Origin of the sequence: Actinoplanes sp. NPDC048796 (assembly GCF_040650035.1) — a bacterium.
Taxonomy (GTDB): Bacteria; Actinomycetota; Actinomycetes; order Mycobacteriales; family Micromonosporaceae; genus Actinoplanes.
Window position 1 is genome coordinate 1 of record NZ_JBEZGO010000008.1, and the last position, 16295, is coordinate 16295.

The 16295-nt window shown below is 68.8% G+C and carries 10 protein-coding genes; 6 read left to right on the forward strand and 4 right to left on the reverse strand.

Annotation, left to right across the window (positions count from 1 at the left end; all coding sequences use genetic code 11):
• Positions 1 to 802: 802 nt before the first annotated feature.
• Both AB0C26_RS29335 and AB0C26_RS29340 read right to left on the reverse strand, forming a co-directional pair.
• A complete protein-coding gene (locus AB0C26_RS29335) occupies positions 803 to 1729 on the reverse strand; it encodes a siderophore-interacting protein (protein WP_360254037.1) in 927 nt (308 codons plus the stop codon).
• 581 nt (positions 1730 to 2310) lie between these two features.
• Entirely contained in the window at positions 2311 to 4635 is a 2325-nt protein-coding gene (locus AB0C26_RS29340) for a polysaccharide biosynthesis tyrosine autokinase (RefSeq protein ID WP_360254039.1), read from the reverse strand.
• Between the two features lie 487 nt (positions 4636 to 5122).
• Between AB0C26_RS29340 and AB0C26_RS29345 the strand changes: the two genes are divergently transcribed.
• Together AB0C26_RS29345 and AB0C26_RS29350 are read left to right on the forward strand one after the other, a co-directional pair.
• Positions 5123 to 8017, forward strand: a complete 2895-nt coding sequence (locus AB0C26_RS29345; protein ID WP_360254041.1) for a glycoside hydrolase family 3 C-terminal domain-containing protein — start codon at positions 5123 to 5125, stop codon at positions 8015 to 8017.
• An 80-nt stretch (positions 8018 to 8097) separates the two neighbouring features.
• A complete protein-coding gene (locus AB0C26_RS29350; protein ID WP_360254043.1) occupies positions 8098 to 9102 on the forward strand; it encodes a LacI family DNA-binding transcriptional regulator in 1005 nt (334 codons plus the stop codon).
• Here the strand turns inward: AB0C26_RS29350 and AB0C26_RS29355 are convergent.
• Entirely contained in the window at positions 9062 to 9304 is a 243-nt protein-coding gene (locus tag AB0C26_RS29355; RefSeq protein ID WP_360254045.1) for a hypothetical protein, read from the reverse strand. The genes AB0C26_RS29350 and AB0C26_RS29355 overlap by 41 nt on opposite strands.
• 159 nt (positions 9305 to 9463) lie before the next feature.
• On the reverse strand, positions 9464 to 10372 hold the full coding sequence (locus tag AB0C26_RS29360) for a PrsW family glutamic-type intramembrane protease (RefSeq protein WP_360254047.1): 909 nt from the start codon (positions 10370 to 10372) through the stop codon (positions 9464 to 9466).
• A gap of 489 nt (positions 10373 to 10861) precedes the next feature.
• Between AB0C26_RS29360 and AB0C26_RS29365 the strand changes: the two genes are divergently transcribed.
• From AB0C26_RS29365 to yicI, 4 genes are read left to right on the forward strand one after another with little or no spacing between them, the layout of a single operon-like run.
• Positions 10862 to 12172: an extracellular solute-binding protein gene (locus AB0C26_RS29365; protein ID WP_360254049.1), complete on the forward strand. Its 1311-nt coding sequence runs from the start codon at positions 10862 to 10864 to the stop codon at positions 12170 to 12172.
• 49 nt (positions 12173 to 12221) lie between these two features.
• On the forward strand, positions 12222 to 13127 hold the full coding sequence (locus AB0C26_RS29370; protein ID WP_360254051.1) for a sugar ABC transporter permease: 906 nt from the start codon (positions 12222 to 12224) through the stop codon (positions 13125 to 13127).
• A gap of 3 nt (positions 13128 to 13130) precedes the next feature.
• Positions 13131 to 14018 (forward strand): carbohydrate ABC transporter permease, encoded by an 888-nt coding sequence (locus AB0C26_RS29375; RefSeq protein ID WP_360254053.1) that lies wholly within the window; start codon positions 13131 to 13133, stop codon positions 14016 to 14018.
• A gap of 10 nt (positions 14019 to 14028) precedes the next feature.
• Complete coding sequence (gene yicI / locus AB0C26_RS29380) at positions 14029 to 16251, forward strand: alpha-xylosidase (protein ID WP_360254055.1); 2223 nt, start codon at positions 14029 to 14031, stop codon at positions 16249 to 16251.
• The last annotated feature ends 44 nt before the right edge of the window (positions 16252 to 16295 follow it).

Consider the following 16295-nt stretch of genomic DNA (forward strand, 5'->3'; position numbering starts at 1 on the left):
GGTACTGCACTCGGGAGGGTGTGGGAGAGTAGGACGCCGCCGGACTCAACGTGAAACAGTAGGCCCACCCTTCGGGGTGGGCCTACTGTCATTTCCGCCCCTTTCCCGCAGCGGAGGCCGTGGCGGGTTGGGGGCGGTGGGTTTTCTTACGCTCGGACGGTCGGGGGAAGAGGGTAACCACTCGGGCTGACTGGGAAGCGTTTTATGCCTCGAGTGGTCACCCTCTTCCCCCGACCTTGCCGGGTATCCGGTCACCCCAGGCCATAAGGGTCACGGTCCGAAGAACAACACCGGGCAGACGTGACGCCGGCGGGCCGTAGGCTGGGGTGGGCAAGGCCCGGCGGGCCGGTGTGGGCTGGGCGGCTTGTGATCGTAGGGTGGCATGGTCGATAAGAACCCAGAAGTCGGCTTGGGGCACCGCATACTCACTGCACGCGCAGGCCGGTTTAAGTCTTGGCCAAGCGTCAGCCCGTACCCGCGCGGGTCTTTCGGTGTCCGGTTTCTGCGTTCTTATCGACCATGCCACCCAGCAGCCAGGAGCCGCTCAGCGCAAGCGAAGCGCGCAGCTCGCGTTGCACCCAAGCCTACGGGCCGTTATCCAAAGCACCCGGCGCGAGTTGTTCTTCGGACCCGCCATGCCTTCCACCGGGTAACCAAATGCCCGGCTAGGTTTGGGGCAGAGGGTGACCACTCGAGGCATAAAACGCTTCCCAGTCAGCCCGAGTGGTTACCCTCTGCCCCAAACCGTCCGAGCGCAAGAAAGCAACCCGCCCCCAAGCCCCGGGCTCAGGGCAGCGAAAAGCTAGTTGTCCTCAGCCTTACCTTGACGCCAATACCCCATGAAGGCGACGGACCGACGATCCACCCCGCACTCGGAAACCAGATGGCGGCGGATCGTTTTGATGGCCGCGGCCTCCCCCGCCAGCCACGCGTAGAAGCGGCTGGCGTCGGTCAACGGCTCGGGGACCTCCCACAGGATGTCGTGGTCCACGTCGACGTCTTCGAGGTCCGGTACCGGCGTGCCGGCTACGTCGCCGAGCATGCGGCGGGTTGCCTGGCGTACGGCGGGGATCAGCTTGTCGCCCTGGGGGGCGCCGTTGCGAGGGAGCCATGTCACCCGGACGTTCGGCGGGGCCACCACGTCGGTGAGCTGGTCGCCGTCTTCGGGGACTTCCAGGAGCGCTTCGCCGCGGGCGTCGGCGGGGAGTTTGGCCAGGATGGAGGCGATGGCCGGTACGGCGGTTTCGTCGCCGCCCAGGAGCAGGCAGTCGGTGTGGGCCGGCGGGTGGAAGTCGATGCCGCCGTGGATGCCCTCGAAGTCGGCGTTCGGGCCCATCAGGTAGGCGGTGTCGCCGGGCTGGGCTTCGGCGGCGAACTTCGACGCGGGGCCGGTGCTGCCGTGCAGGACCATGTCGACGTCCACCTCGTTGAGGTGGGCACGCACCGCGCGGATCGTGTAGGTGCGGATCGGATTGCGGTGCTCGGCGGGCAGGTCGCGCCACTCCGTGTACCAGTCGGCGCCGGTCGGCAGGTGCGTGAAGCCGACTTCGGGCAGCGCGGTCAGAAGCTTGATTCGCTGGTCGTACCCGTTGTCGGCGAACTTGTGGAGATCCCCGCCGGTGAAGGTGATCCGCACGAAGTTCGGGCTCAAGCGTTCAACCTTGCGCACATCAACGGCAAAGAAACGCCACGGCAGTACGGCCACAGCCTGCTCAACAGTCTGGGTCACAGGGCCCTCCTCAGACGCGCGCGGTCCCACCCGGTCCCGGCTTAAGGTATGGCTAACCTAACCTGAACCGCCCGCCGACCACCACCCACCCCCACCGAATGTGAAATAGCGGCAACCCAGAACCGACCGGGCCGGGCAGAGGCCGTACCCGGCCCCGGCTTCCCGCAGCGCCGAGCTGGCGCGCCGTGATCTGCTGTTGGCGCTGCGCTCTGCGGCTGGTGGGCGCCGCATTCTGCTGTTGGCGCTGCGCTCTGTGGCTGGTGGGCGCCGCATTCTGCTGTTGGCGCTGCGCTCTGTGGCTGGTGGGCGCCGCATTCTGCTGTTGGCGCTGCGCTCTGTGGCTGGTGGCGCGCCGCGTTCTGCTGTTGGCACCGCACTCTGCGGCTGGTGGCGCGCCGCGCTCTGCTGTTGGCGCCGCGCTCTGCCGCTCGCGCACTTCGACGGCCATCGCTTGGCGCGTCCTCAGCTGCGGAGCGCGGGACGGGCTGTCGGGTGCGGGGCTGGCTGTCGGGTACGGGGCGGGCTGTCGGGTGCGGAACGCGTCGCCACCTGTGGAGGGGCTGTCAGCTGTGGAGGGACTGTCAGCTGTGGGGACCGCTGGTTTCGCCCTGGTCTTGGTCGGGGCTCGGTCCGGGTTCGCCTTCGGAGGCTGCGGCCGAGGTGTAGACGCGGGACTGAGGGATTGCGGTTTTGGCGGTTGCTGCGGGTGGGCCGTGGACGACCGGCGGTGCGGAGGTGGGCCGGGTTGGTGTCGGAGAGCTGGGCGGGTTTGGCGCAGCCTCCGAGGTCGCTGATCGGCGAGGGCCGCCGGCGGAAACGTTGGGAACCGTAGGTCCCGAGCCCGGTTCGTGGTGCGGGGCATGGCGTTTGAAAGCAGCGCCCGTGGCAGTGGCGGGGCGGGAAGCGGGCGAGCCGCCGGCGTTGGGCGCAGGCGCGGCCTCTCCGGAAGGGCGAGCCCGGGCGGCCAGCCCGAGGGCCGGCGGCAGGATGGCGGAACCGCCCGTCCGAGAGGGCTCGGCGCGGTCGTCGGCGCCGGCTCCGCCAGCCGCGTCGACGCCGGTAGGGCGTCCATCGGAGACGGAGCCGCCCCCGATGGGTGCTGTAGGTCCGCCAGCGGTGGTGCGTCCGGCAGAGATGGGTGCTGGAGGTCCGGCAGCGGTGGTGCGTCCGGCGGAGATGGGTGCTGGAGGTCCGGCAGCGGTGGTGCGTCCGGCGGAGATGGGTGCTGGAGGTCCGGCAGCGGTGGGGCGTCGGGCGGAGATGGGTGCTGGAGGTCCGGCAGCGGTGGGGCGTCGGGCGGAGATGGGTGCTGGAGGTCCGGCGGCGGCGGGGCGTCCGGCGGAGACGGTGTCGCTTCCGACGGGTGCTGTGGGTCTGGTGGGGATGGACTCGTCTCCGATTCGTGCTGTGGGTTTGGTGGCGGTGGGACGTCCGGCGGAGATGGACTCGTGTCCGATGGATGCTGTGGGTCTGGTGGCGGTAGGGCGCGCGGGGGAGGCTGGGCTGCCTCCTATGCGTGCTGTGGGCGCGGTGGCTGGGTCGGGTCGAGTGAGAGGGCCTTCGGGGGGTGTGGGCGCGGCTGGGGTCTCGCGGGGTGGGGCTGGTGCTCGGCCGGCTCGGGTGTGGGGGATCAGGCCGCCTTGGTTTTCGGGGAGGGCTATCAGGACTGCGGCTACGGGGGCGGCTGTGGCGGGGGTCAGTTCGGCGGCGGCGCGGTGGGCAGTGGAGCGGGTCAGGCGGGTGAAGTCGGCTACCAGGAGGACCAGGTCGCTGACGGCGGCCAAGGCGACCGCGTCGGCGACGTGCAGGGTGGGGGCCGAGTCGAGGACTATGACGTCGCAGTTGGACTTCAGTTCGCGGAGCATTTCGCCGAATGAGGCGGCCAGCAGGTCGGGGGCGTCGGGCTGGTCGGGGCCGGCGGCCATCAGGCGCAGGTTCGGTACGGGGCCGTCGCGTAAGGCTGAGGCGCCGGAGATGTCGCCGGTGAGGATTCCGGTCAGGCCCCGGTCCCGGGAGAGGGCGAACATCTGGTGCAGGACCGGGCCTCGTACGTCGGTGTCGATCAGCACTACCCGGCGGCCGGACTGGGCCAGGGCGATCGCCAGGTTGGCGGCGGTGGTGCTGCGGCCCTCGCCCTCGTGGGCGCTGGTGATCAGGACGGTGGCGGGTCCCTCGAGGCAGGCTTCCAGGCGGGCGCGGAGGTAACGGTAGGCCTCGGCGTCGGCCGAGGCGGGGGAGCGCAGCAGTACGGGCAGCGGGGCGCCCGGTCCGCGCGAGCGGCGGGCGCGAGGGATGGTGGCCAGGACCGGGAGGCCGGTGAGGTGTTCGAAGTGGACGCGGCCGCGTACCCGGTCGCGGGAGCGGAGCCACGCCACGAGGGCGCCGAGCAGAAGGCCGGCGGCGGCGCCGATTGCCGGGTAGAGCCAGCGCGGAAGCCAGGTCACCCGGGTCGCGGAGGCGGCGGGGGTGATCAGCGAGGCGGAGATTCCGGTCTGGGCGGTGGAGGCGTTGCGGTAGGCGGCGTACTGGGTGGCGACGGCCTGGGCTCGGGTGCGGGCGGTGGGGGCGGTCGAGGCCTCGTACGCAATGGTGAAGGTCGTGCCGGCGGAAGCGGGCGTGACGTGAAGGCCGTCGGCCAACATTTGCTGGGAGATGCCGAGGGACGTCGCCGCGGGGCGGAGGACGGCGGCCGAACGGGCGATCTCGCTCTCCGTGGCCGGGTCGGCGGGTACGGGCGTGATGGCGGCGCGCACGCGGGGTTCGGCGACGAGCGTGGCCTCGGCGCGGTAGCGGGCCGGCTCGAGCAGGGCCAGGCCCCAGGCGCCGGCCGCTAGCAGGGTTATCAGGAGCAGGGTCCACCAGCCGTACCCGCGGATCAGCCGTGCGGGCTCGCTCGTCGTCGTCATCCGGGCCGCCTCCCGTCATGCCGTCTGGGATCGAGCCTAAGTCCGCCTCGTCACGGACCGCTACCGGAAAAGCGCGGTGTGGCGAGGGGGTGGCAGCGCCCGAAACGAGGGGGCGGCAGCGCCCGAACGAGGGGTCGGACGGCCCGCGCGGGAGGGGCACGCGGGAAGAGGGCCGTGCGGGAAGGGGAGTGGCACGAAGGGGGCGGCGTGGGAAGGGGAGTGGCGCGAAGGGGGCGGCATGGGAAGGGGAGTGGCACGAAGGGGGCGGCGTGGGAAGGGGCGGCGGGAGTGGGAACGGCAGGGGAGGGAGCGGCGGGGATCGATGTTAACGGGAGATTTCGGGTGGGGTGTGGACATGGGTTTCGGTGGCATCTAGGGTGGGCGATACCGCCGACAATCGAAGCGCTTCGACGATGGGGACCACTAGGGCTGAGTGGGTTGTCCCGTCGTTCCTGAGAATGCCCTCCTTCGATGAGGAGAAATGCCCATGCGAAGGCGTTTCCTGACCGTCCTGGCCGCGGCGATGCTGGTCGCGCCGGCGGTTCCTGGAGTTGCGCACGCGGGACCGTCCTACCCGTTCCGTGATCCGCGGCTGCCGTTGCCGGCGCGGGTCGACGACCTTGTCGGGCGGCTCACGCTCGATGAGAAAGTTTCCCTTCTTCACCAATATCAGCCGGCCGTTCCGCGGCTCGGACTCGACTTCTTCAAGACCGGGACCGAGGCGCTGCACGGGGTCGCCTGGTCGACCGACATCGACAACAACGGCGCCGTGGTGACCGCCGACGGCACCGCCTTTCCGCAGGCCGTCGGTTTGGCCAGCACGTGGGATCCGGATCTGATCACGCGGGTCGGCGCGGCCGTCGGTGACGAGGCGCGGGGATTCCACGCCGAGAATCCGCGCGTGTTCGGGCTCAACCTGTGGGCCCCGGTGGTCAACCTGCTGCGCGACCCCCGGTGGGGGCGCAACGAGGAGGGCTACTCGGAGGATCCGCTGCTCACCGGGGCCATCTCCACGGCGTACGGGAAAGGTCTCCAAGGTCCTGACCCGGCCCACCTGAAGACCGCCCCGACGCTGAAGCACTACCTGGCGTACAACAAGGAGACGCTGCGCGACACGACCTCGTCGAACGTGCCGCAGCGCGTACTGAACGAGTACGACCGGCAGGCTTTCAAACCCGCGCTGACCGCGAACGCCGCGACCGGCGTCATGGCCTCGTACAACCTGATCAACGGGCGCCCGGCGACCGTCGACCCCGACCAGGCGACGCTGCTGCGCCGGTGGGCCGACTATCCGCTGTTCAACGTCAGCGACGCGTGGGCGCCGAACGGCCTGGTCCAGTCGCAGAAGTACTACGGGACCCAGGCCGAGGCCGACGCCGCCGTGATCAAGGCGGGGCTGGACAGCTTCACCGTCGACGACACCAATGCCGTGCCGACGGTGACCGCCGTCAAGCAGGCGCTCGCGCAGGGCCTGCTCACCGGGAAAGACGTGGACAGGGCGGTCGGGCACGCGCTGAGCATCCGGTTCCGGCTCGGCGAATTCGATCCGGGCGGCGGCCGCTACGCCGCGATCGGCGCCGAAGTGATCGACAGCCCGGCCCATCGGAAACTGGCGCGGGAAACCGCCGGCGACGCGATGGTGCTGCTCAAGAACAACGGCCTTCTGCCGTTGAAGAAGGACAGGACCGCTGTCATCGGCCCGCTCGCCGGCACGCTGTACACGGATTGGTACGGCGGGAAATTGCCGTACGAGGTGACGGCCGTCGACGGCATCCGGGAACAGGCCCGGGAGACGGTGAGCAGCACCGGCTCCGACCGGATCGCGCTCAAGCTCGGCGACCGCTACCTGGCCGGCGGCCCGGACGCGGTCACCGTCACCGCCCCGAGCGCGACGGCCGAGGCGCAGTTCGACGTGGTCGACTGGGGGCAGGACATCCTCACCCTGCGCAACGTGGCCAACGGCAAGTACCTCGGCAACACCAACGGGGTGTTCACCACCCGCGACGACCAGCCCAACGGCTGGTTCGTGCAGCAGCAGTTCAAGCTGGAGGAACAGGCCGACGGCACCTTCGCGCTGCGCTACGCCGGCTACGAGACGCTGGAAAGCTGGTTCGGCCCGAACAAGTACCTCACCGTGGGTGCCGACGGGAAGCTGACGCTGGGTTCACCCGACGCGGCCGGCGCGGCCCACTTCACGCGTGAGGTGCTGCGCAGCGGCGTCGACGAGGCGGTCGCGGCGGCCAGGAGCGCCGACACGGCCGTGCTGGTCGTCGGCAGCAACCCGTTCATCAACGGCCGGGAGGCGCACGACCGGACCTCGCTGGCGCTCGGCGCCGGGCAGGAAGCGCTGGTCAAGGCCGTGGTCAAGGCCAATCCACGTACGGTCGTGGTGGTGCAGACCAGCTACCCGGAGACGATCAACTGGCTGCAGCGGAACGTGCCGGCGATCGTCTGGACCACCCACGCCGGCGCCGAGACCGGGCACGCGATCGCCGACGTGCTCTACGGCCTCCGCAACCCGGCCGGCCGGCTCACCCAGACGTGGCCGGCGTCGGCGGACCAGCTGCCGGCCGACCTCGACCAGTACGACATCATCTCGACCGGGCAGACCTATCTCTACAGTGAGCAGAAGCCGCTCTACCCGTTCGGGTACGGCCTTTCGTACACGTCCTTCACGTACGGAAAGCCGGAGATCAGTGGCGACGAAGTGAGAGTGAGAATCACCAATACTGGCCGCCGTGACGGCGACGAGGTCGTGCAGTTGTACACACACCAGCGCACCTCGCGGGACAAAGCAGCCGTCAAGCAGTTGCGCGCGTTCGACCGCGTACATCTGAAAGCCGGGGAAACCCGGACCGTGACCCTGCCGCTGAAAAAGAATGACCTGGCTCGATGGGATCAGACGCGTGGCCGCTGGGTCGTCGAGTCGTCCGACTACGACATTCTCGTCGGCGCCTCATCCAGCGACATTCGGCAGCGGGCGACGCTGAAGGTGAAGGGCGAGACCATTCCCGCCCGCGATCTCTCACGGGTCACCAGGGCCGAGACATTTGACGCGTACGCAGGGATCAGGCTGCTCGACGAGAGCAAGGTGGCCGGCACCGTGATCGGCGCGACTGCGGCCGGCCAGTGGGCGGCGTACAAGGACGCGAACTTGCGCAACGCCGATTCCCTGACCGTCCGCACGTCGGGCCGCGGCACGGTCGAGGCGCGGCTCGGATCGCCCACCGGAAAGCTGCTCGGCACCGCCACCGTCTCGGCGGCCGGCGACGTCTACAGCTATTCGACGACGACCGTTCCGGTGGCGCGGGTCAACGGGCGGCACGACGTTTATCTCGTACTCAGCGAAGGGGTCCGTTTGTCCCAGTTCTTTATTCGGTGAGAGGGGAGCCCGCCCGTCGGCTTGGTCAGCCGGCGGGCGGGACCCTTTCAAGAAGTAGGATCGGCGATCAGGGAGGGTTGATGCCGACGATCAATGATGTGGCGCGTGCCGCCGGTGTCTCGCCGAGCACGGTGTCGTACGTGCTGAGCGGCCGGCGTCCGATCTCCGCGCAGACGCGCGAACGGGTCCAGGCGGCCATCGCCGAGCTCGGCTTCCACCCGCACGCCGGGGCGCGGGCCCTGGCCAGCAGCAAGACGAACGTGCTGGCGCTGGTGGCGCCACTGCGGCTCGACGTCAACGTGCCGGTCATCATGCAGTTCGCGACGGCGGTGGTGACCGCGTCGCGCACCCACAACCACGACGTGCTGCTGCTGACCAAGGACGAGGGCACGGCCGGCCTCGAACGGGTCGCCAACAGCACGATGGTCGACGCGCTCATCCTCATGGACATCGAACGTGAGGACGTGCGGCTGCCCGCGCTGCGCCGGCTCAAGCAGCCGTCGGTGTTGATAGGGCTTCCGAACGACCCGCTCGGCATCGCCTGCGTCGACCTCGACTTCGCGGCCGCGGCCGGCGAGGCCCTGCGCCACCTGGCCTGGCACGGCCACCGCAAAATCGCGCTGGTCGGCCCGTCGCCGGCGGTCTACCGGCGAGGCACGACGTACGCGGAACGGTTCCTGACCGGCTTCACCGAGGCCTCGGAATCGCTGGGGCTGCGGACGCTCGCCCACCCGTGCGAGCCCGACGTCGAGGGCGTACGGGCGTGCCTGGACGACATCGACGCGCAGCTGCCCGGCGCGACGGCCCTGGTGGTGCACAACGAGGAATCCCTGCGCCCCCTGCTCGACCTGCTGCGGGCTCGCGGCAAAAGGGTGCCGGACGACATCTCGATCGTGGCGATCTGCCCGCGCGACGTGGCGATCAACATGCCGCTGCCGTTGACGTCGGTCGACATCCCGGCCCACGACGTGGGCGGGCTGGCCGTCGAGACGGCCATGCGGTTGCTCGACGGCCGCGGCATCGAGCCGGTACGCCTGCTGCCGCCTACCTTGGTGGAGCGGGAGAGCTGTTCGCCGCCTCGATAGCGCGCACCTGGCCGATGTCCCCGGCGAGGCGCAGCTCGACGCCGCCGCGCGCGAGGTCCACGGCGAGCTCGTGGCCAGGGCTATGCCGCTCGTTTCCGATGACGCCCACGGCGACCGCCACGCCGGCGGTCAGCGCCGCGTAGTTGCCGTCCTTGGCCAGCGGTGCCACCACGCCGGCGGACAGGGGCGCGGTGGTCGACATCGGGCCGGCCACGAGGTGCCGGGAGCTGCCGAAGACCGCGTACAGGATCAGGGCGGCCGCGGGCCGCGTACAGGCCGGCCGCCGGCGAGACGCCGGCGATCGACGGCCCAGACCGTCGCGCCGGCCAGCGGGTCGGCGCGGGAGAAACGCACGCCGACCTCAGGCGGTGTGCCGGCCGGACCGCCACACCCGGCGCAGCCAGTAGAGGGCGATCAGCGTGATGAGGACCGTGCCGCCGATCGAGAAGAGCGTGAACAGGTGGGCCTGCTGGTCGGTCGGCTGCGGGATCCAGCCCCGCTCGAACAGCGCCTGCTGGCCCGAGGTGCTGGTGATCACCCAGGTCAGGTAGACGGCGATGCCGTGCATCGAGTCCCACAGCGCGTGCAGCAGGGCGACGCCGAGATAGCCGAGGATCAGGCCGCCGGTCAGCCGGAAGTGCCTGGTCTTGGCGGCGGTGGCGAACAGCAGGCCACCGAGGATCGCGGTCCACAGCCCGTGCCCGAACGGCGCCAGCAGGCCGCGCAGGATCTCGGTCTCGACCAGCGCGCGCAGCGAGAGCCCGTCGACGGTGATGAGCGCGTTGAGGGCGTACCCGGCGGATTCGAAGGCGGCGAAACCGAAGCCGACGGTGGCGCCGAGCACGACGCCGCTGCGGATCGACTTGCCGGCCAGGTGGCGGGTGAGCAGCCACAGCGCGGCCAGCTTGACGCCCTCCTCGATCAGGCCGACGCCCACGAACATCCACACCGAGGGATGCAACAGGTACGTCTCGAGGACCGACGCACCGAGCACGCCCAGGATGCCGCCCACGACGAACAGGCGGAACAGCGCCTCGACCGTGATGACCTCGTCCCGGTGGCCGTACGCCCAGGCCACGAAGGTGACCGGGACGAGGAAGCTGCCGAGCAGCACCAGGGTCGGCACGAGGTTCGCGTTGGCCGTGGCGAAGGTGACGGCGACAGTGGCCAGCCACAGGATCAGGCCCGTGATCAGGATGACCGCCCACGCCGGGCGGCGGCGCCCGGACACCACCGTGGCCGGCGTGGCGGCGGATGTCGAGTAGGTCATGCCCGTCAGGCTCGCGGTTGCGGACGGGGATGACTTCCCCCGGAGAAGGTGAAGTTCGCCGGGCGCCGATGGCCGATGCGCACGCCGGCCCGAAGCGGCGCTGATCGGCGCGGTTCTGCCACCGCGCGTGGCCGGGCAGCTCGTGGCGGCGGGCAAGCTGACGCTCGAGGGTGATGTGACGGTCTTCGATGAGCCGGCGGCCGTCGTGGCGGAGTTCGACGCGAATTTCCGGTGGCAACTCGCTGATCTGCATCGATGTGACCGGAGCCGGGGTGGGGGCGCCGGCTCCGGTCGTTGCGGGCAAAGGTTGTGGTGGGAGCGATTTCCTCCGTGACGGGTGTCTCTCGATCACGGTCCAGGAAATCTCTTCGTCACACCGTTGACATCTCTGCGCGACCGGGCCTAGCGTCACCGGAAAGTCCCGTCGTCGAAGCGCTTCGACGGGCCATCGTCGAAGCGCTTCGACGAATCCCTCCCGGAGGACGATCCATGATTCGATCGCGAGCCGGCCTCTCGGCCGGTGCACTGTTGCTGGCCACTTCGCTCGCCCTCACCGCCTGTGGCGGTGGTGGTGGATCGGAGGACGAAGGGGCCGACGCCAAGACCCTGACCCTGTGGCACTACGAGGGCCCGACCAGCGCCATGGGCATCGCCTGGAACAAGGCGATCGAGGAGTTCAAGTCCTCGCACCCCGGCGTCGAGGTGAAGTTCGAGGAGAAGGGCTTCGAGCAGATCCAGCAGAACGCCCAGATGATCCTCAACTCGGACTCCGCCCCGGACATCATGGAATACAACAAGGGCAACGCCACCGCCGGTCTGCTGTCCAAGCAGGGCCTGCTGACCGACCTGTCCGAGCAGGCTTCCAAGCGCGGCTGGGACAAGGCGCTCACCGGCAGCCTGCAGACCACCGCCAAGTACGACGAGCAGGGCATCATGGGCTCGGGCAAGACGTACGGCATCCCCAACTACGGTGAGTACGTCGAGGTCTACTACAACAAGGACCTGTTCAAGAAGAACAACCTGCAGGTGCCGACCACGCTCGACGAGTTCACCAAGGTGATGGACGCGTTCGTGGCCAAGGGCGTCACGCCGCTGTCGGTCGGCGGCGCCGAATACCCGGCCCAGCAGATCTTCTACGAGCTCGCGCTCGCCAAGTCGGACCGCGCCTTCATCGACGACTACCAGCTCTACAAGAACAAGGTCGACTTCAACGGGCCGCAGCTCAAGTACGGCGCCGAGACGTTCGCCGACTGGGTCAAGAAGGGTTACATCGCCAAGAACTCGGCCGGCATCAAGGCCGAGGACATGGGCGTCGCCTTCACCCAGGGCAAGTTCCCGATCATGATCTCGGGCAGCTGGTGGTACGGCCGGTTCGTCAACGAGATCAAGAACTTCGACTGGGGCACGTTCCTGTTCCCCGGCAACAAGCTCCACCCGGGCTCCAGCGGCAACCTCTGGGTCGTGCCGGAGAAGAGCAAGGCCAAGGCGCTGGCGTACGACTTCATCGACATCACCATGAAGCCGGAGATCCAGGCGCTGCTCGGCAACAACGGCGGCGTGCCCGTGGCGGCCGACCCGTCGGCGATCACCGATCCGAAGAACAAGGAACTGATCGAGAACTTCAACAAGATCTCGTCGGAGGACGGTCTCGCCTTCTACCCGGACTGGCCGGCCCCCGGCTACTACGACGTGCTCGTCGGCGGCGTCCAGGGCTTGATCAACGGCTCCAAGACCCCGCAGCAGATGCTCGACGAGATCGCCAAGCCGTACAACGAGAACCTGGCCGACCTCGGAAAGTAAGGCAGTGGGGGCGGCGCGCGCCGCCCCCACCAACGAGAAGGGAGCGTCCATGGCCGGCAGCAGCAAGGTCAGCCGGGGCGGCTACGCGGTCTACCTGATCCCGGGCGTGGTGCTGTCCGTGGCGATCATCGTGGTGCCGCTCGTGATGACCGTCTACACCAGCTTCACCCGGTGGACCGGTGTGGGCAGCCCGACCTGGATCGGATTCGACAACTACACCCGGCTGTTCCAGGACGCGAACTTCTGGGCCTCGTTCGGCCACATCATCCTGCTGATCATCGCGATGGCGGTGATTCCGACGTTCCTCGGCCTGGTGCTGGCGGCGCTGCTGTTCGACTACATCGCCAAGCACTTCAGCAACCGCTGGGCCAGCTTCTTCCGGTCGGGCTTCTACCTGCCGCAGGTGCTGCCGGTGGCGGTCACCGGCATCGTCTGGGGCTGGATCCTGCACCCCTCGTACGGCGCCCTGAACAAGATCCTGGAATCGGTCGGGCTCGGCGGGCTGGCCAAGAACTGGCTGGGCGACCCGAAGTACGCGCTGTACAGCGTGATGGGCGTGATGATCTGGTTCCAGCTCGGCTACCCGATCGTCATGTTCATGTCCGGCCTGCAGCGGATCAACCCCGAGCTGTACGAGGCGGCCGACCTCGACGGGGCCACCTGGTGGCAGCGGTTCCGCAAGATCACCGTCTACATGATCCGGCCCGAGTTCTACGTCGTGCTGGTCACCACCACGATCGCCGCGCTGAAGATCTTCGGCCAGGTGTTCGTGCTGACCCGGGGCGGGCCGAGCAACGCGACGCTCGTGCCCTCGTACTTCGCGTACAAGAACTTCTTCGAAAAGGCCCAGGTCGGGTACGGATCGGCGATCTCGACCGTGCTGACCGTGCTCATCATCGTGCTGGCGATCGTCTTCCTGCGCCTGCAGAACCGCGCCGAGCGGAACGGAGGCTGACCCATGACCGCCACCGCTGTGAAATCGACGGCCGTGAACGAGGCCCCGGAAGACAACAGGCCGCTCAAGCGCCGCAACCCCGTACGCTTCGCGATTCTGACCGGCCTGCTCATCCTGCTGCTGCTGGTCGTGGCCCCGCTGCTCGTCGTGGCCGTGAACGCGGTCAAGAGCCCGGCCGACTACGCCGGCGGGGGCCCGCTGTCGCTGCCCACGCACCTGTACTGGGACGGCATCGTCAACTTCTGGAACCGGGTCGATTTCGGCACCAAGCTCTGGAACAGCTTCATCACCAGCTTCACGGTGGCCGTGCTCGGCGTGCTCCTGTCGATCCTCAACGCGTACGCGCTGGGCATCGGCCGGGTCAAGGGCCGCATCTGGTTCCTGGTCTTCTTCCTGGTGGCGAACCTGCTGCCGCAGGAGGTGCTGGTCTATCCGCTGTACTTCCTGTCCAAACAGGCCGGGATCTACGACAACCTGATCTCGATCGTCATCATCTTCACGGTCATCCAGGCCGCCTTCGGCACGTACCTGCTGACCTCGGTCTACACCGAGTTCCCGGTCGAGTTGCTGGACGCGGCCGCGGTCGACGGCGCGGGCCGGTGGCGGACCCTGTGGCGCATCGTCGTACCGGTCAGCATGCCCACGCTGGGCGTGCTGTTCACCTTCTTCTTCATCTGGACGTGGAACGAGTTCTTCCTGCCGCTGGTCTTCCTGATCTCGAACGACAAGCAGACCGTGCCGGTGGCCCTGGGCGTTCTCCAGGGCGACCGCCTGATGGACGCGACCACGACCAGCGCCTCGGCGCTGATCGGCATCCTGCCGGCCATGCTCTTCTTCCTGATCTTCCAGCGCACGCTCACTCGCGGTATCACCGCCGGCGCGATCAAGTAAAGGGACACCTATGAAGTTCACCGACGGGTACTGGCTCAAGCGCCCGGGTCTGACGGTCCTGCACCCGTCCCAGCTGCGGGACACCCAGGCCGGCGAGAACAGCCTGACCGCGTACGCCACGACCAAGCCGGTACGCGCTCGCGCGGACACACTGGACACGCCGCTGATCACCATCAAGCTGGAGGCGCCGGCCCCGGACGTCATCCGGGTGACCCTCGGTCACTTCCTGGGCGGCGTACCCAAAGGTCCAAATTTCGCGATAAATGAGCAGGATCAGCCGGTTGCCGTCGGCGATCGGGAGATCACCTCGGGGGCGCTGACCGCACGGTTCAAAGATGACGGCTGGGGCCTCGACTTCCTCGCCGAGGGCAGGCGGATCACCGGGACCGGCTGGCGCGGCATGGGCGTGGTCGACACCGCCGACGGCGAGAGCTACGTCCACGAGCAGCTCGACCTCGGCGTGGGCGAGGCGGTCTACGGGCTCGGCGAGCGGTTCGGCCCGTTCGTCAAGAACGGCCAGAGCGTCGACATCTGGAACGAGGACGGCGGCACCAGCAGCGAGCTGGCCTACAAGAACGTCCCGTTCTACTTCACCAACCGGGGGTACGGCGTTCTGGTCGACCACCCGGGCAAGGTGTCGTTCGAGGTGGCCAGCGAGATGGTCTCCCGCACGCAGTTCAGCGTGGCCGGGCAGAGCCTGTCCTACCTGGTCGTCTACGGCCCGACGCCGGCCGAGGTGCTGCGCAAGTACACGGCGCTGACCGGGCGGGCCGCGCTGCCGCCGGCCTGGTCGTTCGGGCTCTGGCTGACGACGTCGTTCACCACGCCGTACGACGAGGAGACCGTGACGTCCTTCGTCGACGGGATGGCGGAGCGGGATCTGCCGCTCAGCGTCTTCCACTTCGACACGTTCTGGATGCGCGAGTTCCACTGGTGCGACTTCGAGTGGGACCCGGCGATCTTCCCGGACCCGCCGGGCATGCTGAAGAGGCTGCACGACCGCGGCCTGCGTACGTGCCTCTGGATCAATCCGTACATCGCTCAAAGGTCCTCGATGTTCGCCGAGGGCCTGGCCAACGGATATCTGGTCAAGAAGACGAACGGCGACGTCTGGCAGTGGGACCGGTGGCAGGCCGGCATGGCGCTGGTCGATTTCACCAACCCCGAGGCCCGTTCCTGGTACGCGGGCAAGCTGTCAGCACTCGCGGAGATGGGCGTCGACGCCTTCAAGTCGGACTTCGGCGAGCGCATCCCGACCGACGTCGTGTGGCATGACGGCTCCGATCCCGAGCGGATGCACAACTACTACACGCAGCTCTACAACCAGGTCGTCTTCGACGTGCTCGAGGAGCACCGGGGCGAGGGCGAGGCGGTGCTGTTCGCCCGTTCGGCGACCGTGGGCGGCCAGCAGTTCCCGGTCCACTGGGGCGGCGACAACTCGGCCACGTACGAGTCGATGGCCGAAAGCCTGCGCGGCGGGCTGTCGCTGATGAGCTCGGGCTTCGGGTTCTGGAGCCACGACATCGGCGGGTTCGAGGGCAAGCCCGACCCGGCGGTGTTCAAGCGGTGGATCGCGTTCGGGCTGCTGTCCTCGCACAGCCGGCTGCACGGCAACCACTCCTACCGGGTGCCGTGGCTGTTCGACGACGAGTCGGTGGAGGTGCTGCGGTCCTTCACGCACCTGAAGTACAGCCTCATGCCGTACCTCTGGGAAGCCGCCCGCCAGGCGAACGAGGAGGGTCTGCCGGTGATGCGGCCGATGGTCGTCGGGTTCCCGGACGACCCGGCGGTCACCCACCTCGACCGGCAGTACCTGCTCGGCGGGGACCTCCTGGTGGCGCCGGTGTTCAGCGAGGGCGGCGAGGTCAGCTACTACGTGCCCGCGGGCCGCTGGACGCGGTGGCAGACCGGGGAGGTGGTCGAGGGGCCGGGCTGGCGGCACGAGGTGCACGGCTTCGACAGCGTGCCGCTGCTGGTGCGGCCGGGCGCGGTGATCCCGGTCGGCGCCGTGGTCGACCGGCCGGACTACGACTACGCGGACGGTGTGACGTTGCGCCTGTTCGAGTTCTCCGGGCGTACGTCAATCCGGGTCGGCTCTTCCGTTTTCGACGTTTCCGCGGGGGATGATGGCATTCGCGTGACGCGCCAGGGCACCCCGCTGCCCTGGCGGGTGGAAATCGTCGGCGGCGCTTCCGTCTCCCTGGGCGCCGACGAGTCGAGCTGGGCCGGATAAAGGTGAGCGGGGCCGCATCCCGGCCCCGCTACCAGCGGCGCGAC

What these genes read in the sequence shown, in the direction of transcription:
- AB0C26_RS29340 (WP_360254039.1), bottom strand. Translation starts at nt 4,635, where the DNA reads ATGACGACGACGAGCGAGCCCGCACGGCTGATCCGCGGGTACGGCTGG.
- AB0C26_RS29345 (WP_360254041.1), top strand. Translation starts at nt 5,123, where the DNA reads ATGCGAAGGCGTTTCCTGACCGTCCTGGCCGCGGCGATGCTGGTCGCG.
- AB0C26_RS29350 (WP_360254043.1), top strand. Translation starts at nt 8,098, where the DNA reads ATGCCGACGATCAATGATGTGGCGCGTGCCGCCGGTGTCTCGCCGAGC.
- AB0C26_RS29355 (WP_360254045.1), bottom strand. Translation starts at nt 9,304, where the DNA reads ATGTCGACCACCGCGCCCCTGTCCGCCGGCGTGGTGGCACCGCTGGCC.
- AB0C26_RS29360 (WP_360254047.1), bottom strand. Translation starts at nt 10,372, where the DNA reads ATGACCTACTCGACATCCGCCGCCACGCCGGCCACGGTGGTGTCCGGG.
- AB0C26_RS29365 (WP_360254049.1), top strand. Translation starts at nt 10,862, where the DNA reads ATGATTCGATCGCGAGCCGGCCTCTCGGCCGGTGCACTGTTGCTGGCC.
- AB0C26_RS29370 (WP_360254051.1), top strand. Translation starts at nt 12,222, where the DNA reads ATGGCCGGCAGCAGCAAGGTCAGCCGGGGCGGCTACGCGGTCTACCTG.
- AB0C26_RS29375 (WP_360254053.1), top strand. Translation starts at nt 13,131, where the DNA reads ATGACCGCCACCGCTGTGAAATCGACGGCCGTGAACGAGGCCCCGGAA.
- yicI (WP_360254055.1), top strand. Translation starts at nt 14,029, where the DNA reads ATGAAGTTCACCGACGGGTACTGGCTCAAGCGCCCGGGTCTGACGGTC.